Here is a 22,200-nt window from a genome sequence, read left to right on the forward strand (position 1 = left end):
AATCTTCTATCAGGTAGGCTGGCGCTTTCACGGCAGGTTCAGCCTGGCAGAGCGAGAACGCCCGCACCCATGACCAACCAGTTTCCCACCCCTCCGAACCTGCCCCGCATCGTGCGCGTGCCGACGCCGGCCTTCCTGCGCCGGCAGAGCCCCGCGGTGCGCTACCTTGTCCTCGCGGTGGGCGGCATCCTGCTGGCCGGCGGCCTCTGGGCGGCGTGGAAATGGCACAGCCTGCACAACGGTATGCCAAAACTGCCAACCAACATTGCAGAGCTGTGGGACGCCAACCGCGAACCCGCCATCGAGTTCGTGGACGCGAACGGGGTCACCGTGGCCGTGAAGGGCCCCCGCTACGGCCGGGCCATCGACGTGAAGGACCTGCCGCGCCACGTGCCGCAGGCCTTCCTCGCGGCGGAAGACAAGCGCTTCTATCAGCATGACGGCGCCGACGAAGCGGCCATCGCCCGCGCAGCGCTGTCGAATGCAGCGGCCGGCGAGACGGTTTCTGGCGCCTCGACGATCACCCAGCAGGTGGTGAAGAACCTGGTGCTGCATTCCGGCCAGACGATGCAGCGTAAGGCGCAGGAAATCACGCTGGCGCGCCAGCTCGAGAAGAAGATGACGAAGGATGAGATCCTGTCGCTCTATCTCAATCGCATTTATTTCGGCTCCGGCCTCTACGGTATTGATGCCGCGTCGCGTTACTATTTCGGCAAGGCGCCTGACCAGATCACGATTGCGGAGGCCGCGCTGCTGGCAGCGCTGCCGAAGGCGCCGTCGAAACTGAACCTGCGCGAGAACCTGGCCGGGGCGAAGGACCGGCAGAGCTATGTGCTGCGCGAGATGCGCGCCGAGCGGTTCATCTCGCGCGAAGAAGAGAAGGCCGCGCTGGACGCAGACATCAGCATTATCACGCCGCCGGTGTACGACGCCGAACTCGGCTATGTGATCGATGTGGCGACCGAGCGGCTGGCGGCGGTGATGCCGCGCGTGCCCGGCGACGCGGTGGTGACGCTGACGATTGACCCGAAACTGCAGGCACGTGTGCAACAGCGTATCACCGAGCGGATGAAGAAGGATGGTCCGGCGGCAAAAGCGGGGCAGGCGGCAGCGCTGATCCTCGGCAAGGATGGGCGCGTGGTGGCGATGACCGGCGGCACCAATTACAAGGCTTCACCTTTCAACCGCGTGACGCAGGCCAAGCGCCAGCCGGGCTCGAGTTTCAAACCGTTCGTGTACGCCCTGGCGCTGGAAGATGGCTACTCGCCCTATGACGTGTTCAACGACCGCCCGATCAGCATCGGCAAGTGGAAGCCGGTGAACTATAACGGTGAGTATATCGGCCCGATGACGTTGAGCGAGGCGTTGACGCGCTCGACCAACACAGTGGCCGCAGAACTCGGCAACGAGTCGAATCCCGCGCGCGTGATAGACCTCGCCAAGCGCTTCGGCATCAGGAGCGAGATGCAGCCCTTTCCCTCGCTGGCGCTGGGCAGCCAGGAGGTTAACCTGTGGGAGATCACCGGCGCCTATGGCGTGTTCCAGTCCGGTGGCAAGCGGATGGAGCCGTGGATCATCGCGAAAGTGACCGATACGCGCGGCAATGTGCTGTTCGAGCAGCCGGCCACTGAGCCGGAACGTGTGTACGCGGAAGATTATGCCGCCGACATGAATGCCATGCTGACGCGGGTGGTGAATGCCTCTATCGGCACTGGCCAGAAGGCGCGTTTCGGCGCCTGGACCGTGGCGGGCAAGACCGGCACCAGTCAGGACTGGCGCGATGCCTGGTTCATCGGCTTCACCTCCGCCTATGTTGGCGGCGTGTGGGTCGGCAATGACGATGACAGCGCGATGAACCGGGTGACAGGCGGTGGCCTTCCGGCCGACCTCTGGTCTGACATTATGGAAATCGCGCATGAGGACAAGAAACCTGCGCCGCTCTTCGGGGCGGGACGTGCGCTGGTGCTTTCACCGGATGCGGAAGACCGCATCGCCTTTTACCGCGGCCTCGCGCAGGCGTTCGGCAGTGCCTCGGGCGGGACTGTGACCGCGAGCACGGGCGGCGGTATTGTTCAGCAGGTAGAGTAAGGCGAGCCCCTTCCAATCTGCTTTTGGCACGATCCTGAGGCCAGCGGGTCTGGTGAAGGCCCTCGCCTCCCATTGCCAGGCAAGGGTCTCTGATCTCCCCCCGAATGGAGAGGGATTAGAAGGTCAGATATCCAGTGCTTCGACGAAGGCTGCGTTTTCCTGGATGAACTTGAAGCGGAGTTCGGCTTTCTTGCCCATCAGGGTGTTGATGAGGTCGGCGGGCTTCATTTCGGTGAGTTCGTCCATCGAGTCCGGCAGGGTGACGCGCGCGAGGATGCGGCTGCCGGGGCTCATGGTGGTTTCCTTCAGCTGGGCGGGGTTCATCTCGCCGAGACCCTTGAAGCGGGTCAGCTCGATCTTCTGGTTGCCCTTGAAGTGTTCCTTGGTGATCCGGGCCCGGTCTTCATCATCCATCGCGTAGTGGATGTTGCCCTTGTTCGCGAGCTTATACAGCGGCGGCTGGGCGAGGTAGAGTCGGCCCGCTTCGATCAGGCCGGGGGTCAGCCGGTAGAAGAAGGTGATCAGCAGCGCCGCGATGTGGGCGCCGTCAACGTCGGCGTCGGTCATGATGATGATGCGCTCATAGCGCAGGTCATCGAGGTTGAACTTGCGGCCAAGCTCCGTACCCAGAGCAAGCGAGAGGTCGGCGAGTTCCTGGTTGCCCATCAGCTTGTCGTCGGACGCGCTTTCGACGTTCAGGATCTTGCCGCGCAGGGGCAGGATCGCCTGGGTCTCGCGGTTGCGGGCCTGCTTGGCGGAGCCGCCGGCCGAGTCGCCTTCGACGAGGAAGAGTTCGGTGCCTTCCGGGCCCTTGGCTGAGCAGTCAGCCAGCTTGCCAGGAAGGCGGAGTTTCTTGGTGGCCGACTTTCGGCTGATTTCCTTTGCCTTGCGGCGTTTGGCGCGCTCGTCGGCGCGGTCGATGGCCCAGGCGAGGAGCTTGTTGGCTTCCTTGGGTGATTGGGCGAGCCAGTGGTCGAAGTGGTCGCGCACGGCGTTCTCGACGAGGCGGAAGGCGTGCGTAGAGGAGAGCTTGTCTTTCGTCTGGCCGACAAATTCCGGGCCGCGGATGAAGACTGAGAGCAGAAAGCCGGAATGTCCCATGACGTCTTCGGCGGTGACCTCGGCAGCTTTCTTGTTGCCGGTCAGTTCACCGAAGTTGCGAAGACCCTTGGTGATGGCCGAGCGGAAGCCGGCCTCATGGGTGCCGCCCTCGGGGGTCGGGATGGTGTTGCAGTAGGAGCGGGCGAAACCGTCCTGCTCGCCGAAGCCGGCCTGGGTCCAGGCGATGGCCCATTCGCACTTGCCGTCATGGCCCATGTCGACAAGGCCGGTGAAGGGCTGCTCGGTGATGGTCGCCTTGTCGTGGAAGACTTCCTGCAACTGGTCGGCGAGGCCGTTAGGATAGGAGAGAATGGCGTCAGCGGGGATTTTCGAGTCTTCCGGCAGCAGGTCCGCATCGCAGGACCAGCGCACTTCAACGCCGCGGAAGAGATAGGCCTTGGAACGTGCCATGCCGAACAGGCGCGCGGGGCGCCAGCGCAGCTTGTCGCCGAAAATCTGGGGGTCGGGCTTGAACCTTACGCTCGTGCCGCGCCGGTTGGGCGTCGTGCCGACTTTGGCGAGCTTGCCCATCGGCGTACCGCGCGAGAATTCCTGGCGGTAGACGGTGCGGTCGCGTGCGACTTCGACTTCGACATGCTCGGAGAGTGCGTTGACGACCGAAATGCCGACCCCGTGCAAGCCGCCGGCGGTGGAATAGGCCTTGTCCGAGAACTTACCGCCCGAGTGCAGCGTCGTCATGATGACTTCGAGGGCTGATTTCTTGGGGAATTTCGGGTGGGGATCGACCGGGATCCCGCGGCCATTGTCGGTGACGGTCAGGTAGCCGTCATTGGTGAGTTTGATTTCAATCCGGTTGGCATAGCCGGCAACGGCCTCGTCCATGGCGTTGTCGAGGACTTCGGCGAAGAGGTGGTGGAAGGCGCGCTCGTCGGTGCCGCCAATATACATGCCGGGGCGTTTGCGGACGGGCTCAAGGCCTTCCAGGACCTCGATATCCTTGGCGGAATAGCCCGAAGAGCCGGTCAGCAGGTCGTCGGCGGACTTCAGTTGCCGGGCTGAGGACATGGGACCGTTTCTCCGTCTCTGGGGCGCCGGAATCCCCGGCGGAATCGTCCTGACAGATAGAGGCAGAAACCTTTAATGGCTCTTTAACCCTCAGCTTTCTGCCGGGAGGCGGTATGAAGCCGGACTCGCGGACGCCGGCAAGGGGCCAGGCGCCGCGGCCGGAGCGGGTGGAGCTACTCGTCGTCGGCCGCAGCCCCCATGCAGACACGCTGCAGCGTGCTGCCGAGCGCGCCGTCTTCGCCGATGTCGACGGTCCAGCCATCGGCGCAGGGGCCGACCATGACCGCACGGGTGCAATAGGTGCCGTCTGCGGCGCAATCGAAGCCCTGGGCGGCCAGGTCGGCCCGGATGCTGTCTGCGGAGATGCCGCCGGCGTAGCGGGTGGCCACAGAGCGGGCGAAGGCGGTATCGGCGCCGGTGCCGGTCGTCTTGCCGGTTTCCGAAAGGTCAAGGGCCGGGCGGCCTTCCAGCTGGGCGCTGGCGGGCGCAGCTGCGGCGAGGGCGAGGAACAGGGCAGTGGCGGCAAGACGGTGCATGGCAGGTCTCCATTGAGCCTGAAGAGACTGCGCCGGATCAGGCCCGCGTGTCGAGAGGCTCAGCGACGCACGGCCGGCAGCGCCGGATCGCCCTGTCGTGCAGGGTAAAGTGCGCTCTCGGGGGCCGCGCGAGGTGCCAAATACCAGATTTACCTGCGGTTCACCGTCCTCTCGCCTCAAAGACACGATCAGCGGAATTCACACCTTTGTTGAGCAGAGTGCGGCTTGAAGCTGGGACCCGAGGTTTCCAAATCATTCACATCGCCTGACAATCGCCCAATTCGGCGAACTAGGGTATCCGGGTCGCTGCCAGTCAGGGCTCACGTAAAGGAGGCATGAACATGCCAAGATCGAAGACAGTACCGGTGTTGCCGCTTCGGGACATCGTTGTTTTCCCCGACATGGTGGCGCCGCTGTTTGTCGGCCGAGACAAGTCCGTGCGCGCCCTCGAGATGATCGAGGAGAGCGAGAACGAGATCATGCTTGTGGCCCAGCGTGACGCCGCCATCGACAACCCTGGTTCCGGCGACCTGCACCAGGTGGGCACGCTGGCGACCATCCTGCAGCTGCTGAAGCTGCCAGACGGCACCGTGAAGGTACTGGTTGAGGGCAAGTCGCGTGCGCGGCTCGTGGAGCTGCATGACCGCGGCGAGTATTTCGAGGCCGAGATCGAGACAGTGCCGGAAGCGGAAAGCGCGGGCGGGGACATCCAGGCCCTGATGCGCGCCGTGCAGGAGCAGTTCGAGAGCTATGTGAAGCTGAACCGCAAGATCCCGCCGGAAGCTGTGTCTTCGATCGGGCAGATGAGCGAGCCGGGCCGGCTGGCCGACCAGGTGGCTTCGAACCTCTCTGTGAAGCTTTCCGAAAAGCAGGAACTGCTCGAGATGCCGGACGCCAAGGACCGGCTCGAGAAGGTGTTCGCCCTGATGGAGGGCGAGATGGGCATGCTCCAGATGGAGCGTAAGATCAAAAACCGCGTGAAGCGGCAGATGGAGAAGACCCAGCGCGAGTATTACCTGAACGAGCAGATGAAGGCGATCCAGCGCGAGCTGGGCGATCAGGGCGGGGAAGGCGGCGAGCGCGACGAGCTGGCCGAACTCGACCAGAAGATCGCCGATACGCCCCTCTCTCAGGAAGCCCGGACCAAGGCCGAGGCCGAGATGAAGAAGCTGCGTCAGATGTCGCCGATGTCGGCCGAATCGACCGTTGTGCGCAACTATCTTGACTGGCTGCTGTCGCTGCCCTGGGGCAAGCGCAAGGAGATCGTCACGGATCTGCGCAAGGCCGAAAAACAGCTCGACGATGACCACTACGGTCTCGACAAGGTGAAAGAGCGAATCCTCGAATACCTTGCCGTGCAGAAACGCACTGGCAAGCTGAAGGGACCCATCCTCTGCCTCGTCGGCCCGCCGGGCGTCGGCAAGACCTCGCTCGGCAAGTCCATCGCGGAAGCGACGGGGCGTGACTTCGTGCGCGTATCGCTCGGCGGCGTGCGCGATGAGAGCGAGATCCGTGGCCACCGGCGCACCTATATCGGCTCGATGCCGGGACGGGTGATCCAGAGCCTGAAGAAGGTGAAGAGCGGCAACCCGCTGTTCCTGCTCGACGAGATCGACAAGATGGGCATGGACCATCGGGGCGACCCGGCCTCGGCCCTGCTCGAAGTGCTGGACCCCGAACAGAACTCGACGTTCAACGACCACTATCTTGAGGTCGACTATGACCTTTCCGACGTCATGTTCGTGACGACGGCGAATTCGCTCAACATGCCGCAGCCCCTGCTGGACCGGATGGAGATCATCCGGATTGCGGGGTACACGGAGGATGAGAAGCTCGAGATCACCAAGCGCCACCTGATCCCTCAGGTGCGGGAGGATCACGGCCTCAAAGCCGAGGAGTGGATCGTCACGGATGGCGCGATCAGCGACCTGATCCGCTATTACACCCGTGAAGCCGGTGTGCGCAGCCTGAAGCGCGAGATTGCGCGACTTGCCCGCAAGGCGGTGCGTGAGCTGGCGCTGAACGAGGCCGGGAGCCTGACGATCACGTCGGACAACCTTGCGACCTTCGCCGGCGTGCGGAAGTTCCGGTATGGCCTGGCCGACGAAACCGACCAGGTGGGCGCCGTTACCGGCCTTGCCTGGACCGAAGTCGGCGGTGACCTCCTCACCATCGAGGCGGTCAAGATGCCGGGACGCGGGGCCATGAAGGTCACGGGTAACCTGCGCGATGTGATGAAGGAGTCGATTCAGGCGGCCAGCTCGCTGGTCCGTGCACGGTCGGTTTCGCTCGGCATCAAGCCGACTGCGTTCAGCACGACGGATATCCACGTGCACGTGCCGGATGGCGCGACGCCCAAGGATGGCCCGAGCGCCGGCGCGGCGATGACGACGGCCATCGTGTCGCTGCTCACCGGCATTCCGGTGAACCGCGAGGTGGCGATGACCGGCGAGATCAGCCTGCGTGGACGCGTACTGCCGATCGGCGGCCTCAAGGAGAAACTGCTCGCTGCCCTGCGCGGCGGCATCAAGACGGTGCTGATCCCGAAGGAGAACGAGAAGGACCTCGACGAGATCCCGGAGAACGTGAAGACGGGTATGAAGATCATCCCGGTTTCCGACATCCAGGAAGTGCTCAAGCTGGCGCTGACGCGCCCGCTGGTGCCGATCGAGTGGTCTGAAGCCGACGAAGCGGCGCTGCAGGCGAGCCTCACGGGCGGACCGGGCGTGAGCACCGGAGACTCCGACACGATCCGCGCGCCGCACTGAGCGGGCCAGGGATCTGAAATCAAAAACCCCGATTCCGGCCACGGAGGCGGGGTTTTTTTTTGTTCTGGGGTCATGAACGCACTGGCGCGGCCAAGCCGAACCACACTTGCCTTTCACCGCGTCGCCCGGCAAAGAGGCGGCGGGGGCGATTAGCTCAGTTGGTAGAGCGCCTGCTTTACACGCAGGATGTCGGCGGTTCGAGCCCGTCATCGCCCACCAGTCTCCCATCGCTGTTGCCGTGGATTCGCCATACGGAGCTGTAAAGTCGCCACCAGCAGAAACAGGTGAGGACCGGTCCCATGATTTCATGTCGCTCAGCCCTGATGGTTGCCGCTGCGATGAGCCTGGCCGCCTGTGCCCGCGAAGCGGCGGTTGCGCCAGAGGCGGCTCCGGCCCAGTCGGCGGCGTCGGTTGCAGAACCCGCCCTAGAGGTCGCTGCGCCTGCGAAATGGACCGCGCGCGGGCAGGAGCCAGGATGGATCCTGACGATCGAGAACGGCAAGGCGGATTTCTCATATGCGTACGGCGAGAAAAGTCACACGGCAGTACTGCCGCCGTCGCAGGCGATCGAGGGCGGGATTGAGTATTTCGAAAAGCCGGGCGGTCTGGCGGTGACAGTGCTGAACGCGCCGTGCGCCGACGTGATGTCCGGTCTTCCCTATCCGGAGACCGTGACTGTGACGCTGGGCGATGAAGTGTTCAAGGGCTGCGGCGGGGACACAGAATCGCTACTCACCGGTGCGGCCTGGCAAGTGGAGACCATCCGGGGCGAGCGCCTTGTGGGCGGCTTCAGCGTAACGATGATGTTTGATCCGAAAGCGGACAAAATCGGCGGATCGGGTGGCTGCAATTCGTATGGCGCGCCGTACACGCTGACCGGGGAGGGCCTCTCCATCGGCGATCCTACCTATACCGAGAAGGCGTGCGACGGGGCGCTGATGACGCAGGAGAGCGCCTTCCTGGAGGCGCTGGTGGGCATCACGATGTTCAGTGTAGATGAGACTGGCGCGCTGCGCATGGACGGCCCGGACGGCGAGCGGATTGCCGCGCGCCGATAGGTTTTACTGGCCGGGCTGGCCGGTGCGCAGGCTGCGGCGCAGGAAGCTTTCGAGCTTGAGGACCGGGTTCGTGTCGGCTTCTCGCAGGTCTGCGGTGGCAGCGAGGTCGGCCTGGGTCGCGTCGCCGCTGGCATAGCCGATGATCTGCTCGACGCGGCCTTCGAGCGATTCCGTCAGAAGGCGGATCTGGTCGGCGGCGCGGTTCATGTCGGCCTTGGTAACCGGGATGCGTGATCCTGCATCCATCATCGAGGCCTGCAGGCGGATGGTGCGGAGCGGCACCAGAAGTTCGGACGTGACTGAACGCAGGAAGCGCGTCTTGGCGTGGCTGGCTTCGTCAGCTTCCTGGCGCAGCGATTCAGCTTCCTGGCGGGCGTCTTCGATGCGCGACACGTCGGTGAAGATTTCCACCGAGCCGATGCTGTCGACTTCGTAATTGGCGGTCTGCCAGTAGCGGTCATGCGCGTGGACAACGCCGCCGAGGGATTCGACATTGCGCAGCGCGGGTTTGACCTGCGTGTAGAGTTCGTTCTCGAAGACGACCTTGCCATCTTTCGACAGAACGGCGAAGGCCTGGCCGGAGCCGTCGAGGGCGACCTCGAGGATTTCGCGAAGCTGGGTGGCTTCCTCGACGGATCTCACTTCTTTCAGATACAGCTTGAATGCCGCGCGGGCGCCGAAATAGATCGTGAAGAAGAGGAGCGAGAGGCCGATCGCAATGGCGATCATGCGGTCGCTGAAGTGGATGCAGATGTGCACCAGAAGCGGCAGGACCGAACCGACGAGATAGCGCATGACGAGGCGCGGGTTGCGCGGCAGGACACACATCAGGCCGGCGCACATCGAAACCGTGAAGAGGCTCGCGAAGATCAGCGAGTCAAACGGGTCAGACGACAGGTAGAGCGGAAGGCTGCCGAACACGAAGCCGACGAAGATCGACATGCTTTCCGAACGCAGCACGTAGCGGCCGCTGACGGTTTTCGGGGTCGGCCTGCCGGATTTGCGGGCAAAGTCGAACAGCATCAGCGCGGCCATCACGAAGTTTGTGCTGGCCCAGGCCGCGACCATCAATTCCTGCGTCATCGAAAAGGCGACGTAGGCTGCGATTATCGTGTTGAAGATGGTGATCAGCGCCATCAGCTGGACGGCGCGCGCAAGGTCGAGATGTTGTTGCAAGCGTACGCGCGGGCCAATGGCGGCGTCCTCGTTCGGCTTGCCCGTCAGGACATACCGCAAGAAGTTGTGCGTATCACTCATGGCCGCGTTTATGGCAGGGAAACCTTGTTTTCAGCCTTGAGTGGCCGGACGGATTTTCGCGCCCGTGTTTCCGACTTGTTAACCAGCCTGGCCCTTCAGCTTGCGAATGGTGTCCCGTGTGCAACAGGCGGGCAAATGGGCACGCGGACCAATCCGGATGTGGACAGGGCGCCGTCAGGCTGGCACGAGCAGGCGCGGCGCGAGGATGTGCGGGCATGCAGAAGTTGAAAATCGCGGTCATTGGTGGGGGCCCCGGGGGGCTGAGCGCAGCTCAGTTTATCCTTGAGGCCGGCCACCAGGCCGTTGTTTTTGAAAAGGATAATCGGATCGGCGGCAAGTCTTTCTCGTTCAGCACCGGCGATGCGTTCAATGAGATGGGGACCTGCTACACCACGCGCCAGCATGTGATCGTCAAGCGCTGGATGAAGCAGCACGGCATTCACCTGAGGCGGCTGGGCGAGGCGCGGTATGACGATGCGCCGGTGGTCGACTATGTGAAAAAGGGCGCTGGGCCGCCATTGGCGGTGCAGGCGCTGAAGTTCGTGGCGGAAGCGGGGCGGCTGCGCAGGCGGATTGCCGAGGCGCCGTCTGAACCGGCCGTTCTGGCTGAGGCGTCGATGACGGTGGACGCGTGGCTGGCGCGCCTCGACCTGCCCAAACTGGATCTTGCCATGCACCGTATCCTGCCGGCGCAAGGCTATGGCTATGCGCAGGAAGTGACCATCGGGCAGACGGTCCAGTGGTGTGATTTCGACCTGCTGATCTCCGGCGTGCTGAACGACATGCACATGCCGGTGGAAGGCTGGAGCGAGTTCTGGAAGCGGTTTGCGACGCGGTTCGACATCCGGCTGGAGGCGGGCATCGAGCAGATCGAGCGGCGCGATAACAGCGTGGTCGTGGTCTCCGGCGGCGGGCGCGAGCGCTTTGACGCGCTGGTCTCGACCTTGCCGATGGATGAGTTTGCCCGCCTGACGAACCTGCTGCCTGCAGAGCAGGCGATCCTCGACGGTGTGGAGTGGCAGAACTACACGACGACGCTGGTCTCCTCAAAGAACTGGTTCACGGGCGCGCAGGTGCATGGCTATTCACGCGCCTGCAAGAACCCGTCGCTGCGCGGCGCGATGCTCGGTTCGCGCCGAGAAGGCGAGGTAATGGAGGATGGCGCGCGGCTCTATGTGACCGGGCAGTTCTCCAACGGCCTGACGCCGCCGGAACTCCGCGAGATCCTGCTGTCGGACATCGAACGGCTTGGCGTGACGGTCGAGACCGTGATCTATGCGCGGACCTGGAAGTATTTTCCGCAGTACCGCGCCGAGGCGGTGGCGGACGGCCTGTTCACGGCGATGCGCGAGGCCCAGGGCGGCAAGCGGACCTGGTTCAGTGGGGCGACCTTCTCGCACGAGCTGGTTTCATCCGTGGTCGAACGGTCGCGGCAATCGGTGCGCGATCTGGTGCAGCGGGCGGGTTAGCCGGCGGCAGCGTAGTAGTCCCGCCAGCAGGCCTGGCCGGTTTCGTTGTAGGCGCGCATCTGGTCGACCATACGAAGGAAATCCGCCTGGTTGCCGAGTTCTGCCGGCAGCAACGGATCAAGGTTGATCAGGCGGAGCACGGCCTGACCGATGAGGAGCGTCTCGCGCGCGGCAACGTCGGCGGGCTGCCCGGGCAGGCGGGCGAGGCTTTGCTGCATGGCGCGCATGGCGGCGGCGTAGTTGGCGTCGAGTGCGTCCGGTGACCACAGGGCGGGCCAGCTTGAGGGGGCTTCGCCGGCAATGCCGGAAGCGCGCAGGAGTGTGAGGGTTTCATCGGCGCCGAGGGCGATCAGGTCAGCGCGCTGGTCTGCGAGACCGTCGGAGAGGTTGGCAGGGCGCACCCAGATGGCAGAGGGCGTCTCGCGGAAGCCGGTAAGCGTGAGGGCGCGCTCGCGGGCGCGCAGCTGCTTGCGATCGCTGCGGCCGAGATGGTGAGTGAGTGCGATCAGCCAGTCGCCTTTCCAGGGGGCGATTTTGCGGCGGACATTCTGCCAGTCCTGCAGGCGGCGGGTGAGCGCGCGGGCGCGGGGGCCAGGCATGTAAAGGCCGCGATCCGGGCTTTCGAGCAGGCCTTCCTTGATCAGCCGGGTGACCGCGACACGCACGGCCGGCGCCTCGATGCCGAACAGTGCGGCGGCACCGATGAGACGCGCGATTGATTGTGGTCCGGCCTCGGCGCCGCTGATCAGCGACAGGACAAGGGCGCGGGCGGAGACATCAGCCGGGGCGAGGGGTTCAAAATAGAACATACTTTGACATCATATGACGGATCATGTAATAAATCACTAAAAGAGATCCTGCCGGGAGGCTTGCCGTGGCCAATATGCTGAAACTGTCGGACACGCTGTCCAAGGACGAATTGCGGGACCTGCGCAAGAAGTCCGATCTGAAGGCGGCGGCCTCGTTCGCCTTCACCTGGGGCCTGATCGTTTTTGCCTTTGCCATCGCCATAGTATGGCCGAACCCGCTGACGATACTGCTCGGCATCATCATCTTGGGCGGGCGTCTGCTGGCGCTCGGCGTGATGAACCATGACTGCGCGCATCATGCCTTCTTCAGCAGTCCGAAAGTGGACGAGTTTGTAGGCCACTGGCTGTGCGGCGCGCCGCTGAATACCTCGCTGCATGCCTACCGGGCCTATCACCTGAAGCATCACAAGTATGCCGGCACGCCCGATGATCCGGATATCGGCTTCGTGAAGAGCTACCCCGTCTCGAAGGAGAGCCTGAAGCGCAAGTTCTTCCGTGATCTGACAGGTCAGACCGGGTACCGGGACACGCTGCGCAAGATAAGGAACTTCAAGCTGTCGAAGAACTGGCCGTGGCTGACCTTCCACGTGCTGCTGCTGGGGGCGCTGACGCTGGCGGGCGCGCCGTGGGCCTACCTGATGTGGTGGGCGGCGGAGCTGACCGTATATCCGGCCATTGTCCGCCTTCGGCAGATCGGCGAGCATGGCACGGCGCAGGACCGTACGAGCCTGGATGCGCGCCTGAACACCGGCACGACCGTGGCGCCGTTCTGGCAGCGCGTGTTCATCGCGCCGAACGACGTGAACTATCACCTCGAGCACCACATGTTCGCGAGCATTCCGCCCTACAACCTGGGCAAATTGCACAGGTTGCTCGCCTCGCGCGGCTATTATGACGGCTATGCGTGCATCTCGCGCGGCTATGGCGATGTTCTGCGCCGCGCGGTGCGCAGCGACGCCCCGCAGATGATGGCGCCGCAGTAGGCCCTCACCTCCCGTCGCGGCGCGACAGAAGGTGGGGGATATCCGGAACTACATCGGCTCCGAACGATACGGCGCAAGGTCCGGGAACACCGGCTCGCGCTTCTCGGCTCGGGCGGCGAAGGCTTCGGCCATGTGGGTCGGCGGGAACATCGCGGCGTTCCAGATGCCGATATAGTCCAGCGTGTCGGCGGTGTTGTGGTCGCGGCCGTAATTGATCAGCACCTTCGAGCCGGTGACGGCGACGGGATTCTTCGAGGCAATCTCGCGGGCGGTGGCCATGACGGCGGCGATCAGCTCTTCGTGCGTGTCGTAGATGTCGTTGACGAGGCCGATTTCCTTGGCTTTCGCCGCGTCGATGCGGCGACCGGTATAGGCAAGTTCCTTGACCCAGCCTTCAGGGATATAGCGCTGCAGGCGCGGGAAGGTGCCGACATCGGCGGTCATCGCGATGTTGATTTCCATGATGCAGAAGAAAGCATCCTTCGTGCACCAGCGGATGTCGCCGGCGGTGATCATGTCGATGGCGCCGCCGATGACGCCGCCATGGCAGGCGAAGAGAACCGGGATGCGCGCCTCTTCCATGCAGTTGAAGGAGGCCTGGATCGCCTTGACGTTTGTGCGGAAAGCCTCGGCGGCGACGTAGCGATCCTGCGGGCCGGCCGGGCGCGGGCCGGTGAAGACGGTGGTGTCCATGCCGGCGGAGAAGTGCTTACCGGTGGATGAGATGACGATGACGCGGGCGAGCGCGTTCTGGTCGATGGTACGGACGATTTCCGGAAGCTCGTTCCAGAAGGCCTTGTTCATCGTGTTCATCGCTTCGGGGCGGTTCATCTGGATGTGAGCGACCTTATCGGTGATCGTCACCTTGAAGGCTTCATAGGATGTCTTGAGCATGGGTTTGTTCCTCCGTTTGGCAGGAGTGTAGCAGGCGCGCGCGCGGCGGCGAGGGGTAACCGCGGGTGAAGGGCGCGCGGGCCGGGCGCAGGAAAAAGGGGGAACGGTTGCCCGCTCCCCCCCTCTTCAGGCCCGCTGCGCAGGGGACTGCAGGGGCCTTCCGACCCCGGATGTCAGTTTGGCAGGAGGACGCGGTTGACGACGTGGATGACGCCGTTCGACTGGTCGACATCGGCGATTGTGACGGTACCCTTGCCGCCGCCTTCATCGGTGACGACGGCTGCGCCGCCCTCGACGGCAAAGGTGAGCGTGTCGCCGCTGACGGTGGTCAGCGTCGCGGTGCCGCCATTGGCTTCAGCCAGCGCGATCAGGTCGGCGGCCTTCAGGTCACCCGCGACAACGTGCGCGGTGAGCACTTTCACAAGGGCGTCTTTGTTCTCCGGAAGAAGGAGCGTGTCGACCGTACCGGCGGGCAAGGCCGCGAAGGCCTCGTTGACGGGCGCGAAGACTGTGAAAGGGCCGGGGCTGGAGAGGGTTTCGGCGAGGCCCGCGGCAGTGACGGCGGCGACGAGCGTCGTGTGGTCGGCCGAGTTCACGGCGTTCTCCACGATGTTCTTGCTCGGATACATCGCGGCGCCGCCGACCATCACGGTGGTTTCGGCAGCAGCGGCTTTCTCGGCCGGTGCGGCTAGGGCGGTTTCGGTTGCGGCGTCGGTCGACGTGCAGGCGGCGGCGAGCGCGGCAGCCGCGGCGCCGAGTAACAGTGTACGGAATTTCATCAGGGGCTCCATCGGGGCTCGTGTTCAAATCGGACAGTGGCTTGTTCCGATGCGCGTCTTACGAAGCCCGGCAGGGATTGGCCGGCGCGATCACGCGGACGTGAACGCGCCGGCGAAAGGGTGGCCGGTCAGGCCTTGACGGTCTCGGCCTTCACCGGACGCATCAGGAGCGCGAGGATCGCTTCGTCGACGCTGATCTCGCCTTCGACCACTGCGGCCACGGCTTCGCAGATCGGCATCTCGATGTTTTTCGAGCGGGCGAGCTGGCGCAGGACGGGGGCCGTGGCGACGCCTTCGGTGACCGAGTTGCGCGCGCCGAGGACATCGGCCAGCGCCTGTCCTTCGCCGAGGGCGAGGCCGAGGGACATGTTGCGGCTCGTTTCCGAGGAGCAGGTGAGCACGAGATCGCCGAGGCCGGATAGGCCGGTCAGCGTTTCGGCTTCGGCGCCGAGGGCGAGGGCGAGACGTGTCATCTCGGCATAGCCGCGCGCGATGAGGGCGGCATGGGCGGAGCGGCCAAGGCCCTTTCCGAGCGCAATACCACAGGCGATGGCAAGGACGTTCTTTACAGCTCCGCCAATCTCCGCCCCCAGAAGATCCGTACCCAGATAAGGCCGGAATGTGGGTGTGCAGATGGCCTGGATCAATTCAGCACCGAGGGCGGCGTCCTGGATCGCGAGGGTAACGGCGGTGGGCAGACCTTTGGCGACATCGATGGCGAAGCTCGGGCCGGACATGACGGCGGGCACGGCATCGGGGAGTTCTTCGGCGAGAACTTCGGTCATGAATTTGCCAGTCGAAAGCTCGATGCCCTTGGAGCAGAGGACGACCGGAGCCTGCGGTTTGAACCAGCCTTCGAGGCGGGAGAGCGTGGCGCGGGTATGCTGGGCCGGTGTGACGCAGAAGAGGGCGTCGACGCCGGCGAGATCACCGAGATGGGTCGTCGCGCTCAGGGCGGGGTTCAGCGAGACCCCCGGCAGGAAGACTGTGTTCTCGTGGCGTGTGTTGATGGCGGCTGCAACCTCGGGCTCAAGCGCCCAGAGGAGAACAGACTGACCCTCGCGGGTCAGCATCTGTGCGATGGCGGTGCCCCAGGCGCCAGCGCCGATGACGCCGATTTTCTTGAAGTGCGTTGTCATGGGGGCGTTGTGGCGCAGGCTGGGATGGGGAGCAAGCGGTGCTTCAGCCGAGGAGCTTGAATACGTAGGCCGAAAGAGATGTGGCGCCGAGCACAAGGACGACGTGCCAGACAAAAATCTGCCGGAAGTCCTGGACCGATTGCCCTTTCCAAGTTTGGTGCGCTTCGGTCACCATGTGCGCGAAAGCCACGAGTTCGCGGCGCGGAACGGACGAACTGATCGTATCGCCCGATGGACCCGGACCGCTTACGACAAAAGGCGTCTTGAGGCGGTAGAGCATCATAAGGGGCCAGCAAATTCGGACGAACCCGTCGCGGGTGATCTTCGGCAGGCTGAGCAAGAGCGAATCGACGCGGCCGCGAGTGAGCCACTCCTTGAATAGCGCCCAGTGGTTGGAGTCGTCGTTGTCGACGCTTACAAGGTCATTCTTCTCAGCTCTCGCCATCGTGTTGCCGACCGAAAGGTACATGATTGCCGCGTCGGCTAGGATCGCCGGGAACTTGATCCCGTAAGCCGCCGCGGCCTCAGCGATCTCTTCGAGCACGTCGGCCTGGGTTTCAACAATGCTCAAGGCCCAGCCCTTGAGTTCAATAAGGTCGAACAGCTGGAGGTACTTGGCCGCACCGACCATCGCGAGCAGAAAGACGGGGAGGCCGAACAGAGAGAAGATGGCCGACAATGCCGTTGCTAAGGATGGCCAGATGCTGCCAGCGAGGAGACGCAGCCGCGAAGGCGGCTTGGATGTTCTGATGGGAAGCTCAGGCGATGTCACGGCAGCAAATTCCGGTCAGGAGAAGACGAACGTCGCGGTTTCGTCCTTTGCCGTGACACTCACCTTGCGGCCTACAGGGCTTGCGTCTTCGCGCAGGACCGCGAGGGTGGCGGCGTCGGCGTTGTTGGCGATGACGCGGCGGCCGTCGGCAAAGCGCGCAAAGATGATGCCGCGTTCGGGGCCGTCTTTGCCGTGGGTGACAGTGAAGGTCTCGAGGGTGGCATCGCCGGAGACGATCGCGACTTCCACTTGCGTCTTCGCTTTGGCGGCGGGTTCGGCAGCGGTGAAGGTCTTCGGCGGTGTGGTGGAATAGACGCCGGCGGATTCCTTGGTCATCCAGCCGCCATTGGCGAGAACAAGGCCGAAGTCGCCCTTGTTCTTGCGCAGCGCGGCGGCCATTTCGGCTATTCCGTGCAGGGAGTAATTATTGCCCGGACCACCGAAGAAGGGCAGGCCGCCGGTCAGGGTGAGCGGGCGTTTGTCGGTTTCCCATTTGAGGCCCAGGGCGGCGGCGGCGGAGAAGACGGCGCAGGGGAAGCAGGAATAGAGATCGAAGTGTTTTATCTCGGCGGAGGACTTGCCTGCCTGCGCGAGCGCACGGGAGATGGCGATGTCCATCGCCCAGGACCGGTCGAGCACCGGGCGCAGCGAGATGAGGTCGTCGCCCGCGTCGCCGCCGCCGTGGAGGTAGATGCGCTTGTCCTGCGGCACGCCGAGTTCGTCGGCTTTCGAGGACGAGACGAGGATGGCGGCTGCGCCCTGGTTTACGGCGTCCTGTGCGATGAACCATTTCAGGAAGGGATCGGCATACTCGTAGTTCTCGCGCGAGGGCGTGGAGAGGAATTCGACCGAATGTTCCTGCGGGAACTGGGAATACTTGTTCTTCGCTGCGACCGCCGTGAAGGGCTGGAACAGCTCGGCCATTGCCTTGCGATGGGCGGCGCGACCGCGGCCTTCGCGGGCGGCGATGGCATTCTCGAACAGGCCGTAGAAATAGGCTGGGGCGACAAGGCCGTGCTTGATTTCCTCGCGCGACAGCATCATCGGGCCCGAGCCGCGATCCTCATACGGAGCATCCGAGCTGTCGGCCCAGTTGATCTCCACGCCGTGCTTGCGCGCGCCCTTGGAGGCGCGGTTGGCCTCCGAGCCGGAGATCAGCACCGCATCGACTTCGCCGTCATGGATGCGCCGGGCAAATTCGTTGACGAGGGCCTGCGCGCTCTGGCCGCCAACGGTCTCGTAGATGAGGCGGACGGGTTTCGTGCCCGTCTCGCGGGCGAGGGTTCCGGGCAGGTTTGTGTTGTGGCCGTGCGGGTGCGGGGCGCCGCGCACGGAATCCTCAAAGATGCGCACGACGGCGATGGTGTCGATGGCGCCGGCGATGCCGGGGACGCCAGTATCGGCGAAGGCGGCTTTCGAGGCGTCGGTCATCAGCGAGAGCGGCGACGGCGCATCGTCCGGGCCAGCTTTGCCGTCCCACTGGCTGAGCGACTGGCCCACACCGATCAGGACCGGAAGATCACCTTTTGCCATGCCACATGCTCCTTCGTGAACGCCGCTTGAAGGGCGGTTTAACGCGCACGTAAGGGCGGGGCGAGGGGGGACGTTGGGGAAGGGCTCAGCGCCCGGAAGCGAGGTCGCCGAGGATGGCGTCCGGAAATGCGGGGTCGAGGACGGCGGTGAGATGTGTGCCGGTGAGTTGTTGGTAGCGGGCGCCGGGAATTTTTGCGGCGAGCGCCGGGCCTGAGCCGTTGTCGAGGTCCTGGTCACCGGTCAGCACGAGCGTCGGCACGTCGAAGGTCGCGAGCAGGTCGGCGGGCGTATAGGTGCGCGCCGAGAGGGCACCGAGATAGCCTTTGAGCGTGCCGCCGGTTGCTTTCGCGCGGGCGAGGATGGCCTTGGCGCCGGGCGTGTCCCGGCCGGCGATACCTTCCTCGATGGCGGCGCGGAAGGCAGTGTTGCGGTCGGTATTGTTTTCGTCCGCCACGGAGTCGCCGATGCCGCCGAGGATGAGACGGCCTGTGTTGCGGCCAAGGAGGTGGAAGCGCAGGGCCGAGATGGCGCCCATCGAGTAACCGACCGTGGCGTAGGGGGCTTCGCCGAGATGGGCGGTCAGGGCGATCTGGTCGCGCGCGATGGCATCGGCGGGCCAGCGCTCGGGCGCCGCCTCGAACGGCGAGGCGCCGTGCCCGCGCAGGTCCGGCGCGATGACGCGGTAGCCTGCGGCGGCGACTTTCTGCGCGATCGCGGGCTGGAGCCAGTTGAGGTCAGCATTGCCGGAAAAGCCGTGCAGCAGGATCACGACGGGGCCTTCGCCCAAGTCGTGGTAGCTGATCAGGGTGCCGTCAAAGGAGGCATAGGTTTTCATGGGGGCGGCTTCCTCGGCGCGGGCGGTGAAGTGGGCGAAGGCAGCGACGAGCAGCGCGAGCGCGGCGTGGCGGATCATGACGTGTCACTCCCGGCGTTTCTGGTTGGGCCGCACCTGAGGCGGGGAAGGCGCGGGCGTCAAGCGGTCTGAAAAGCAAACAGCCCGCCTTGTGGACGGGCTGCTGCTTCGAGTGGGTCCCGTTCGATCGGCCGTCGGCCTTTTCCGGGAATGACGGAGTCTAGAGGACGTCCAGCATCTCCGCCACGAGCGGGTGGCGCACCACGTCAACGCCTTCGAGCTTGATCACGGCGGCGCCGGTAAGGGCTTCGAGGCGTTCGGCGGCTTTGGCGAGGCCGGAGAATTCCGGCGAGAGGTCGGTCTGGCCGGGGTCGCCGGTGATCACCATGGTCGAGTGCCACCCCAGGCGGGTCAGCAGCATCTTCAGCTGCGTGTAGGTGCAGTTCTGCGCTTCGTCGATGACGATGAAGGCGTTGTTAAGTGTGCGCCCGCGCATGAAGCCGATCGGGGCGATCTCGATCACGCCTTCGGCCAGCATGTGTTTCAGCTGAGCGGGTGAGAGCCGGTCGGCGAGCGCGTCGTAGAGGGGGCGAAGGTAGGGCGCGAGTTTGTCTTCCATACCGCCGGGCAGGAAGCCGATCTGCTCGCCGGCTTCGACCGCGGGGCGCGAAAGGACGATCTTCGAGACCTTGCCCTTCTGGAGCGCTTCGACGGCCTTGCAGATGGCGAGATAGGTCTTGCCGGTACCGGCCGGGCCAAGGGCGCAGACGAGGGCGTGGCTGTCCATCGCGTTCATCAGCTGCGCCTGGTTTTCGGAGCGGGGCTTCACGGTTTTCTGGTAGCGCTGGGTGCGCTCGTGCGGCTGGACGTTGGTGACGGTCTCGCCGTCATCAGGATGCCAGGTTCGGCGGCCGCCTTCGATGGCGTGGAGATGGGGTCCCTTCGTGCGGCTCGGCTCGTCGAACCAGGCCGAGGAACGAACCTCGGTTGCGGTCTTCAGGCGCTTGGCTGCATTACGTTTACCCATGGGAGGCCTCCTTGGCTGCGGGCATGAAAAAAGCCGCTGGCGAAAATGCGCAGCGGCTCGGCGGAACTTGGGGGAGATAGAGGGCATGTCCCGGTGGCGGACTACCCGGCTCCGGAAGCAGGGCTTCCGGCGGTGAGGGATGAATGGACACCAAAACGGCCATTGCCTCTCCGAATCTACAACCCTTATAGGTTAACACCATTATCAGACGATTAAGTGACATTCCGCAGGCGTAACGAGAGGGCAGGAAAAATGGCGATTTACGAGATTGGCGGCGTGCGGCCGACCCTACCGGCAGACGGCAGATACTGGATCGCCGGCAGCGCTGAGGTGATGGGCAATGTGGTGCTGAAAGCGAATGCCTCGGTCTGGTATGGCTGCGTGCTGCGCGGCGACAATGACCCGATCACGATCGGTGAGAATTCCAACATCCAGGACCTGACCGTCATCCATACCGACATCGGCGCACCGGTGACCATCGGCGCAAACGTGACCGTCGGTCACCGCGTCATCCTGCACGGCTGCGAGATCGGCGACGACACGCTGATCGGCATGGGTTCGACCCTCCTGAACCGCGTGAAGATTGGTAAGAACTGCATTATCGGCGCGAATGCGCTGATCTCTGAGGGCAAGGAGATCCCGGACAATTCGCTGGTAATGGGCGCGCCGGGCAAAGTGATCAAGGATGTCTCGCCGCAGCAGATCCAGATGATCCGGATGTCGGCGCTGCACTATGTCGAGAACTGGCACAAGCACCAAGCGAAGACGGTCAAGATCGGTTGAGGCCTGACGATTTACTTCGTGGACGGATTGATTGGAGCGTCCCATACGGCGCGCGCGGATTCGGCGCCGTCAATAGAAAGTCCGGACCAGCCGATACGGGCATCGCGGGATTCCACGATCATCAGCTGTGTGCCATCGGGCACAGCGGCCGCCAGGGCACGCCGCACATCACTGAGTGCATGCCCGGACCGCAGGAGGAATGTACCGGGTATCGGTTCGGCGAAGCGCCCGAGCAGGTTCAGCGCGGCGCCGAGGGCGTGGCGACGGTTGGTGCCGGCGCCGGAGTCCGGGCCGGAAACGATGACGAAATTGGAGGCTTCGGCGCGCTGTGTTGCGCGGCGCTCGAGGAAGGCATCGATGCGGGGACGCAGCGGCGCGTGATCGAGGGCTGGCAGGAAAGGCTCGCCGTCGCCGGACGAAATGCGCGTCAGCGGGCCGATCTTTCCAGCGTCAGCATACGCCTGGAGCTGTCCGAGCGTGAAGGGTCCGTGCGCCTTGCCCTGGCTCATCACATGCCAGACCGCGGGATCGAGGTCGGCCAGGTTGAGGGTATTGTTCGTGGGCGGACGGCTTGTCCGAGCTGGTAGCACGCGGTCGATACGGGGGCGCAGACGCACGGTCAGCTGCCGGCAGCCTCGGCGCCGCGCAGATAGCGGACCGCGAACTTCTTGCCGGCCACGCGTACGACTTCAGCGGGCAGGTTTCCGGTATGCACACGGTCGCCGATGAAAGGCGGCGCGCCTTGTGCTTCGAAGGCGGCGCCGGTGAGCGAGATGTCGGTCAGGCGGCACTGAAGCTGGATCCCGTTCGGCAGGATCACCACCGCCTGGCCAGTCGCTGAGAAACGGGGCGAGGCGCGGTCTTCGGCAAGGCCGAGCGTGTCCTTGTTGAGGAGCCAGGTGAGGCGGTCGGCGAGCTTGTCGCGTTTCAACGTAGATGTCTGGAAGCGCACGGCAAAGCCGCCGGGGGTCATCCGGATCACGTCCGCGACAACGCGGCCGAGTTCATCGAAATAGCAGACGATCTGCTGGCCGGCGTCCGGGGGCGCGGACGAAAGAATGAAGGCGCCGTCGCAGGACACGTTCGAGGTCAGCAGTTCGCGGTCGTCGCTTTCACTCGTGAGAAACCGGCCGGTGAGCCGCAGGTCCACGCGCTTGTAGCTGCGCCGGTCCCGCTTGGGGACGGCGCCGGCAGGGGGCGCGGAACGGAGGAAATTCGGCATCGTCATCGTGACGGTTCCCGGCGGCCTGAACGCCTGCGGCCGCAGGGTTCGAGCTTTCCCATTTAGGAGAGGAAGATTGACAATTGGTTGCCTCGCTCCCTTC

At 64.3% G+C, this 22,200-nt stretch carries 19 protein-coding genes and 1 tRNA gene; 7 read left to right on the top strand and 13 right to left on the bottom strand.

Annotated elements, in window-relative coordinates:
- Positions 1–69 precede the first annotated feature (69 nt).
- A complete protein-coding gene (locus Q0C17_RS11045; protein WP_291205886.1) occupies positions 70–2,088 on the top strand; it encodes a transglycosylase domain-containing protein in 2,019 nt (672 codons plus the stop codon).
- Positions 2,089–2,211: 123 nt separating this feature from the next.
- Here Q0C17_RS11045 and parE read toward each other — a convergent pair whose 3' ends face one another.
- Entirely contained in the window at positions 2,212–4,215 is a 2,004-nt protein-coding gene (gene parE, locus Q0C17_RS11050) for a DNA topoisomerase IV subunit B (RefSeq protein ID WP_291205889.1), read from the bottom strand.
- 173 nt (positions 4,216–4,388) lie between these two features.
- A complete protein-coding gene (locus Q0C17_RS11055; protein WP_291205892.1) occupies positions 4,389–4,751 on the bottom strand; it encodes a hypothetical protein in 363 nt (120 codons plus the stop codon).
- Positions 4,752–5,092: 341 nt separating this feature from the next.
- On the opposite strand from Q0C17_RS11055, the gene lon reads away from it, so the two are divergent.
- From lon to Q0C17_RS11070, 3 genes are all read left to right on the top strand, one after another.
- Positions 5,093–7,519, top strand: coding sequence for an endopeptidase La (gene lon / locus Q0C17_RS11060; protein WP_291205895.1), 2,427 nt, complete (start codon positions 5,093–5,095; stop codon positions 7,517–7,519).
- A gap of 143 nt (positions 7,520–7,662) precedes the next feature.
- A tRNA-Val gene (locus tag Q0C17_RS11065) sits at positions 7,663–7,738 on the top strand.
- 80 nt (positions 7,739–7,818) lie between these two features.
- Positions 7,819–8,577, top strand: a complete 759-nt coding sequence (locus Q0C17_RS11070; protein WP_291205898.1) for an META domain-containing protein — start codon at positions 7,819–7,821, stop codon at positions 8,575–8,577.
- A 3-nt stretch (positions 8,578–8,580) separates the two neighbouring features.
- On the opposite strand, the gene Q0C17_RS11075 is transcribed toward Q0C17_RS11070, so the two are convergent.
- Positions 8,581–9,834 (bottom strand): hypothetical protein, encoded by a 1,254-nt coding sequence (locus Q0C17_RS11075; RefSeq protein WP_291205900.1) that lies wholly within the window; start codon positions 9,832–9,834, stop codon positions 8,581–8,583.
- Between the two features lie 215 nt (positions 9,835–10,049).
- On the opposite strand from Q0C17_RS11075, the gene Q0C17_RS11080 reads away from it, so the two are divergent.
- Entirely contained in the window at positions 10,050–11,303 is a 1,254-nt protein-coding gene (locus tag Q0C17_RS11080; RefSeq protein WP_291205902.1) for an FAD-dependent oxidoreductase, read from the top strand.
- On the opposite strand, the gene Q0C17_RS11085 is transcribed toward Q0C17_RS11080, so the two are convergent.
- The gene (locus tag Q0C17_RS11085) at positions 11,300–12,112 is read right to left on the bottom strand and encodes a hypothetical protein (RefSeq protein WP_291205905.1); all 813 of its coding nucleotides are present in this window, start codon (positions 12,110–12,112) and stop codon (positions 11,300–11,302) included. The two genes, Q0C17_RS11080 and Q0C17_RS11085, sit on opposite strands and share 4 nt — an antisense overlap.
- A gap of 74 nt (positions 12,113–12,186) precedes the next feature.
- Between Q0C17_RS11085 and Q0C17_RS11090 the strand changes: the two genes are divergently transcribed.
- Positions 12,187–13,095 carry a fatty acid desaturase family protein gene (locus tag Q0C17_RS11090; RefSeq protein WP_291205957.1) on the top strand — a complete coding sequence of 303 codons (909 nt, stop codon included), beginning with the start codon at positions 12,187–12,189 and terminating at the stop codon, positions 13,093–13,095.
- A 48-nt stretch (positions 13,096–13,143) separates the two neighbouring features.
- On the opposite strand, the gene Q0C17_RS11095 is transcribed toward Q0C17_RS11090, so the two are convergent.
- The 7 genes from Q0C17_RS11095 to Q0C17_RS11125 all read right to left on the bottom strand — a co-directional run bounded on the left by Q0C17_RS11095 (position 13,144) and on the right by Q0C17_RS11125 (position 20,092).
- Positions 13,144–13,989 (bottom strand): crotonase/enoyl-CoA hydratase family protein, encoded by an 846-nt coding sequence (locus Q0C17_RS11095; protein ID WP_291205908.1) that lies wholly within the window; start codon positions 13,987–13,989, stop codon positions 13,144–13,146.
- A 173-nt stretch (positions 13,990–14,162) separates the two neighbouring features.
- Positions 14,163–14,768, bottom strand: a complete 606-nt coding sequence (locus tag Q0C17_RS11100; RefSeq protein WP_291205911.1) for a fasciclin domain-containing protein — start codon at positions 14,766–14,768, stop codon at positions 14,163–14,165.
- A gap of 128 nt (positions 14,769–14,896) precedes the next feature.
- Entirely contained in the window at positions 14,897–15,907 is a 1,011-nt protein-coding gene (locus tag Q0C17_RS11105; protein WP_291205914.1) for an NAD(P)H-dependent glycerol-3-phosphate dehydrogenase, read from the bottom strand.
- Between the two features lie 43 nt (positions 15,908–15,950).
- Positions 15,951–16,586, bottom strand: a complete 636-nt coding sequence (locus Q0C17_RS11110; protein ID WP_291205917.1) for a hypothetical protein — start codon at positions 16,584–16,586, stop codon at positions 15,951–15,953.
- Between the two features lie 108 nt (positions 16,587–16,694).
- On the bottom strand, positions 16,695–18,212 hold the full coding sequence (locus tag Q0C17_RS11115) for an acetyl-CoA acetyltransferase (RefSeq protein ID WP_291205920.1): 1,518 nt from the start codon (positions 18,210–18,212) through the stop codon (positions 16,695–16,697).
- Between the two features lie 85 nt (positions 18,213–18,297).
- Positions 18,298–19,125, bottom strand: a complete 828-nt coding sequence (locus tag Q0C17_RS11120; RefSeq protein ID WP_291205923.1) for an alpha/beta fold hydrolase — start codon at positions 19,123–19,125, stop codon at positions 18,298–18,300.
- A gap of 160 nt (positions 19,126–19,285) precedes the next feature.
- Positions 19,286–20,092: a PhoH family protein gene (locus Q0C17_RS11125; RefSeq protein WP_291205926.1), complete on the bottom strand. Its 807-nt coding sequence runs from the start codon at positions 20,090–20,092 to the stop codon at positions 19,286–19,288.
- Positions 20,093–20,344: 252 nt separating this feature from the next.
- Here Q0C17_RS11125 and Q0C17_RS11130 point away from each other — a divergent pair, with 252 nt between their 5' ends.
- The gene (locus Q0C17_RS11130; protein WP_291205930.1) at positions 20,345–20,875 is read left to right on the top strand and encodes a gamma carbonic anhydrase family protein; all 531 of its coding nucleotides are present in this window, start codon (positions 20,345–20,347) and stop codon (positions 20,873–20,875) included.
- 11 nt (positions 20,876–20,886) lie between these two features.
- Here Q0C17_RS11130 and Q0C17_RS11135 read toward each other — a convergent pair whose 3' ends face one another.
- Together Q0C17_RS11135 and Q0C17_RS11140 are read right to left on the bottom strand one after the other, a co-directional pair.
- On the bottom strand, positions 20,887–21,492 hold the full coding sequence (locus tag Q0C17_RS11135; protein WP_291205934.1) for a GYF domain-containing protein: 606 nt from the start codon (positions 21,490–21,492) through the stop codon (positions 20,887–20,889).
- Positions 21,493–21,494: 2 nt separating this feature from the next.
- Entirely contained in the window at positions 21,495–22,103 is a 609-nt protein-coding gene (locus Q0C17_RS11140; RefSeq protein WP_291205937.1) for a PilZ domain-containing protein, read from the bottom strand.
- Between the last annotated feature and the right edge of the window lie 97 nt (positions 22,104–22,200).

The organism is Hyphomonas sp. (genome assembly GCF_022844445.1).
In the GTDB taxonomy this organism is placed as follows: domain Bacteria; phylum Pseudomonadota; class Alphaproteobacteria; order Caulobacterales; family Hyphomonadaceae; genus Hyphomonas.

What these genes read in the sequence shown, in the direction of transcription:
- Q0C17_RS11105 (WP_291205914.1), bottom strand. Translation starts at nt 15,907, where the DNA reads ATGACAACGCACTTCAAGAAAATCGGCGTCATCGGCGCTGGCGCCTGG.
- Q0C17_RS11140 (WP_291205937.1), bottom strand. Translation starts at nt 22,103, where the DNA reads ATGACGATGCCGAATTTCCTCCGTTCCGCGCCCCCTGCCGGCGCCGTC.
- Q0C17_RS11130 (WP_291205930.1), top strand. Translation starts at nt 20,345, where the DNA reads ATGGCGATTTACGAGATTGGCGGCGTGCGGCCGACCCTACCGGCAGAC.
- Q0C17_RS11045 (WP_291205886.1), top strand. Translation starts at nt 70, where the DNA reads ATGACCAACCAGTTTCCCACCCCTCCGAACCTGCCCCGCATCGTGCGC.
- Q0C17_RS11085 (WP_291205905.1), bottom strand. Translation starts at nt 12,112, where the DNA reads ATGTTCTATTTTGAACCCCTCGCCCCGGCTGATGTCTCCGCCCGCGCC.
- Q0C17_RS11080 (WP_291205902.1), top strand. Translation starts at nt 10,050, where the DNA reads ATGCAGAAGTTGAAAATCGCGGTCATTGGTGGGGGCCCCGGGGGGCTG.
- Q0C17_RS11075 (WP_291205900.1), bottom strand. Translation starts at nt 9,834, where the DNA reads ATGAGTGATACGCACAACTTCTTGCGGTATGTCCTGACGGGCAAGCCG.
- Q0C17_RS11090 (WP_291205957.1), top strand. Translation starts at nt 12,187, where the DNA reads ATGCTGAAACTGTCGGACACGCTGTCCAAGGACGAATTGCGGGACCTG.
- parE (WP_291205889.1), bottom strand. Translation starts at nt 4,215, where the DNA reads ATGTCCTCAGCCCGGCAACTGAAGTCCGCCGACGACCTGCTGACCGGC.
- Q0C17_RS11100 (WP_291205911.1), bottom strand. Translation starts at nt 14,768, where the DNA reads ATGAAATTCCGTACACTGTTACTCGGCGCCGCGGCTGCCGCGCTCGCC.
- Q0C17_RS11125 (WP_291205926.1), bottom strand. Translation starts at nt 20,092, where the DNA reads ATGGGTAAACGTAATGCAGCCAAGCGCCTGAAGACCGCAACCGAGGTT.
- Q0C17_RS11070 (WP_291205898.1), top strand. Translation starts at nt 7,819, where the DNA reads ATGATTTCATGTCGCTCAGCCCTGATGGTTGCCGCTGCGATGAGCCTG.
- Q0C17_RS11115 (WP_291205920.1), bottom strand. Translation starts at nt 18,212, where the DNA reads ATGGCAAAAGGTGATCTTCCGGTCCTGATCGGTGTGGGCCAGTCGCTC.
- Q0C17_RS11055 (WP_291205892.1), bottom strand. Translation starts at nt 4,751, where the DNA reads ATGCACCGTCTTGCCGCCACTGCCCTGTTCCTCGCCCTCGCCGCAGCT.
- Q0C17_RS11120 (WP_291205923.1), bottom strand. Translation starts at nt 19,125, where the DNA reads ATGATCCGCCACGCCGCGCTCGCGCTGCTCGTCGCTGCCTTCGCCCAC.
- lon (WP_291205895.1), top strand. Translation starts at nt 5,093, where the DNA reads ATGCCAAGATCGAAGACAGTACCGGTGTTGCCGCTTCGGGACATCGTT.
- Q0C17_RS11095 (WP_291205908.1), bottom strand. Translation starts at nt 13,989, where the DNA reads ATGCTCAAGACATCCTATGAAGCCTTCAAGGTGACGATCACCGATAAG.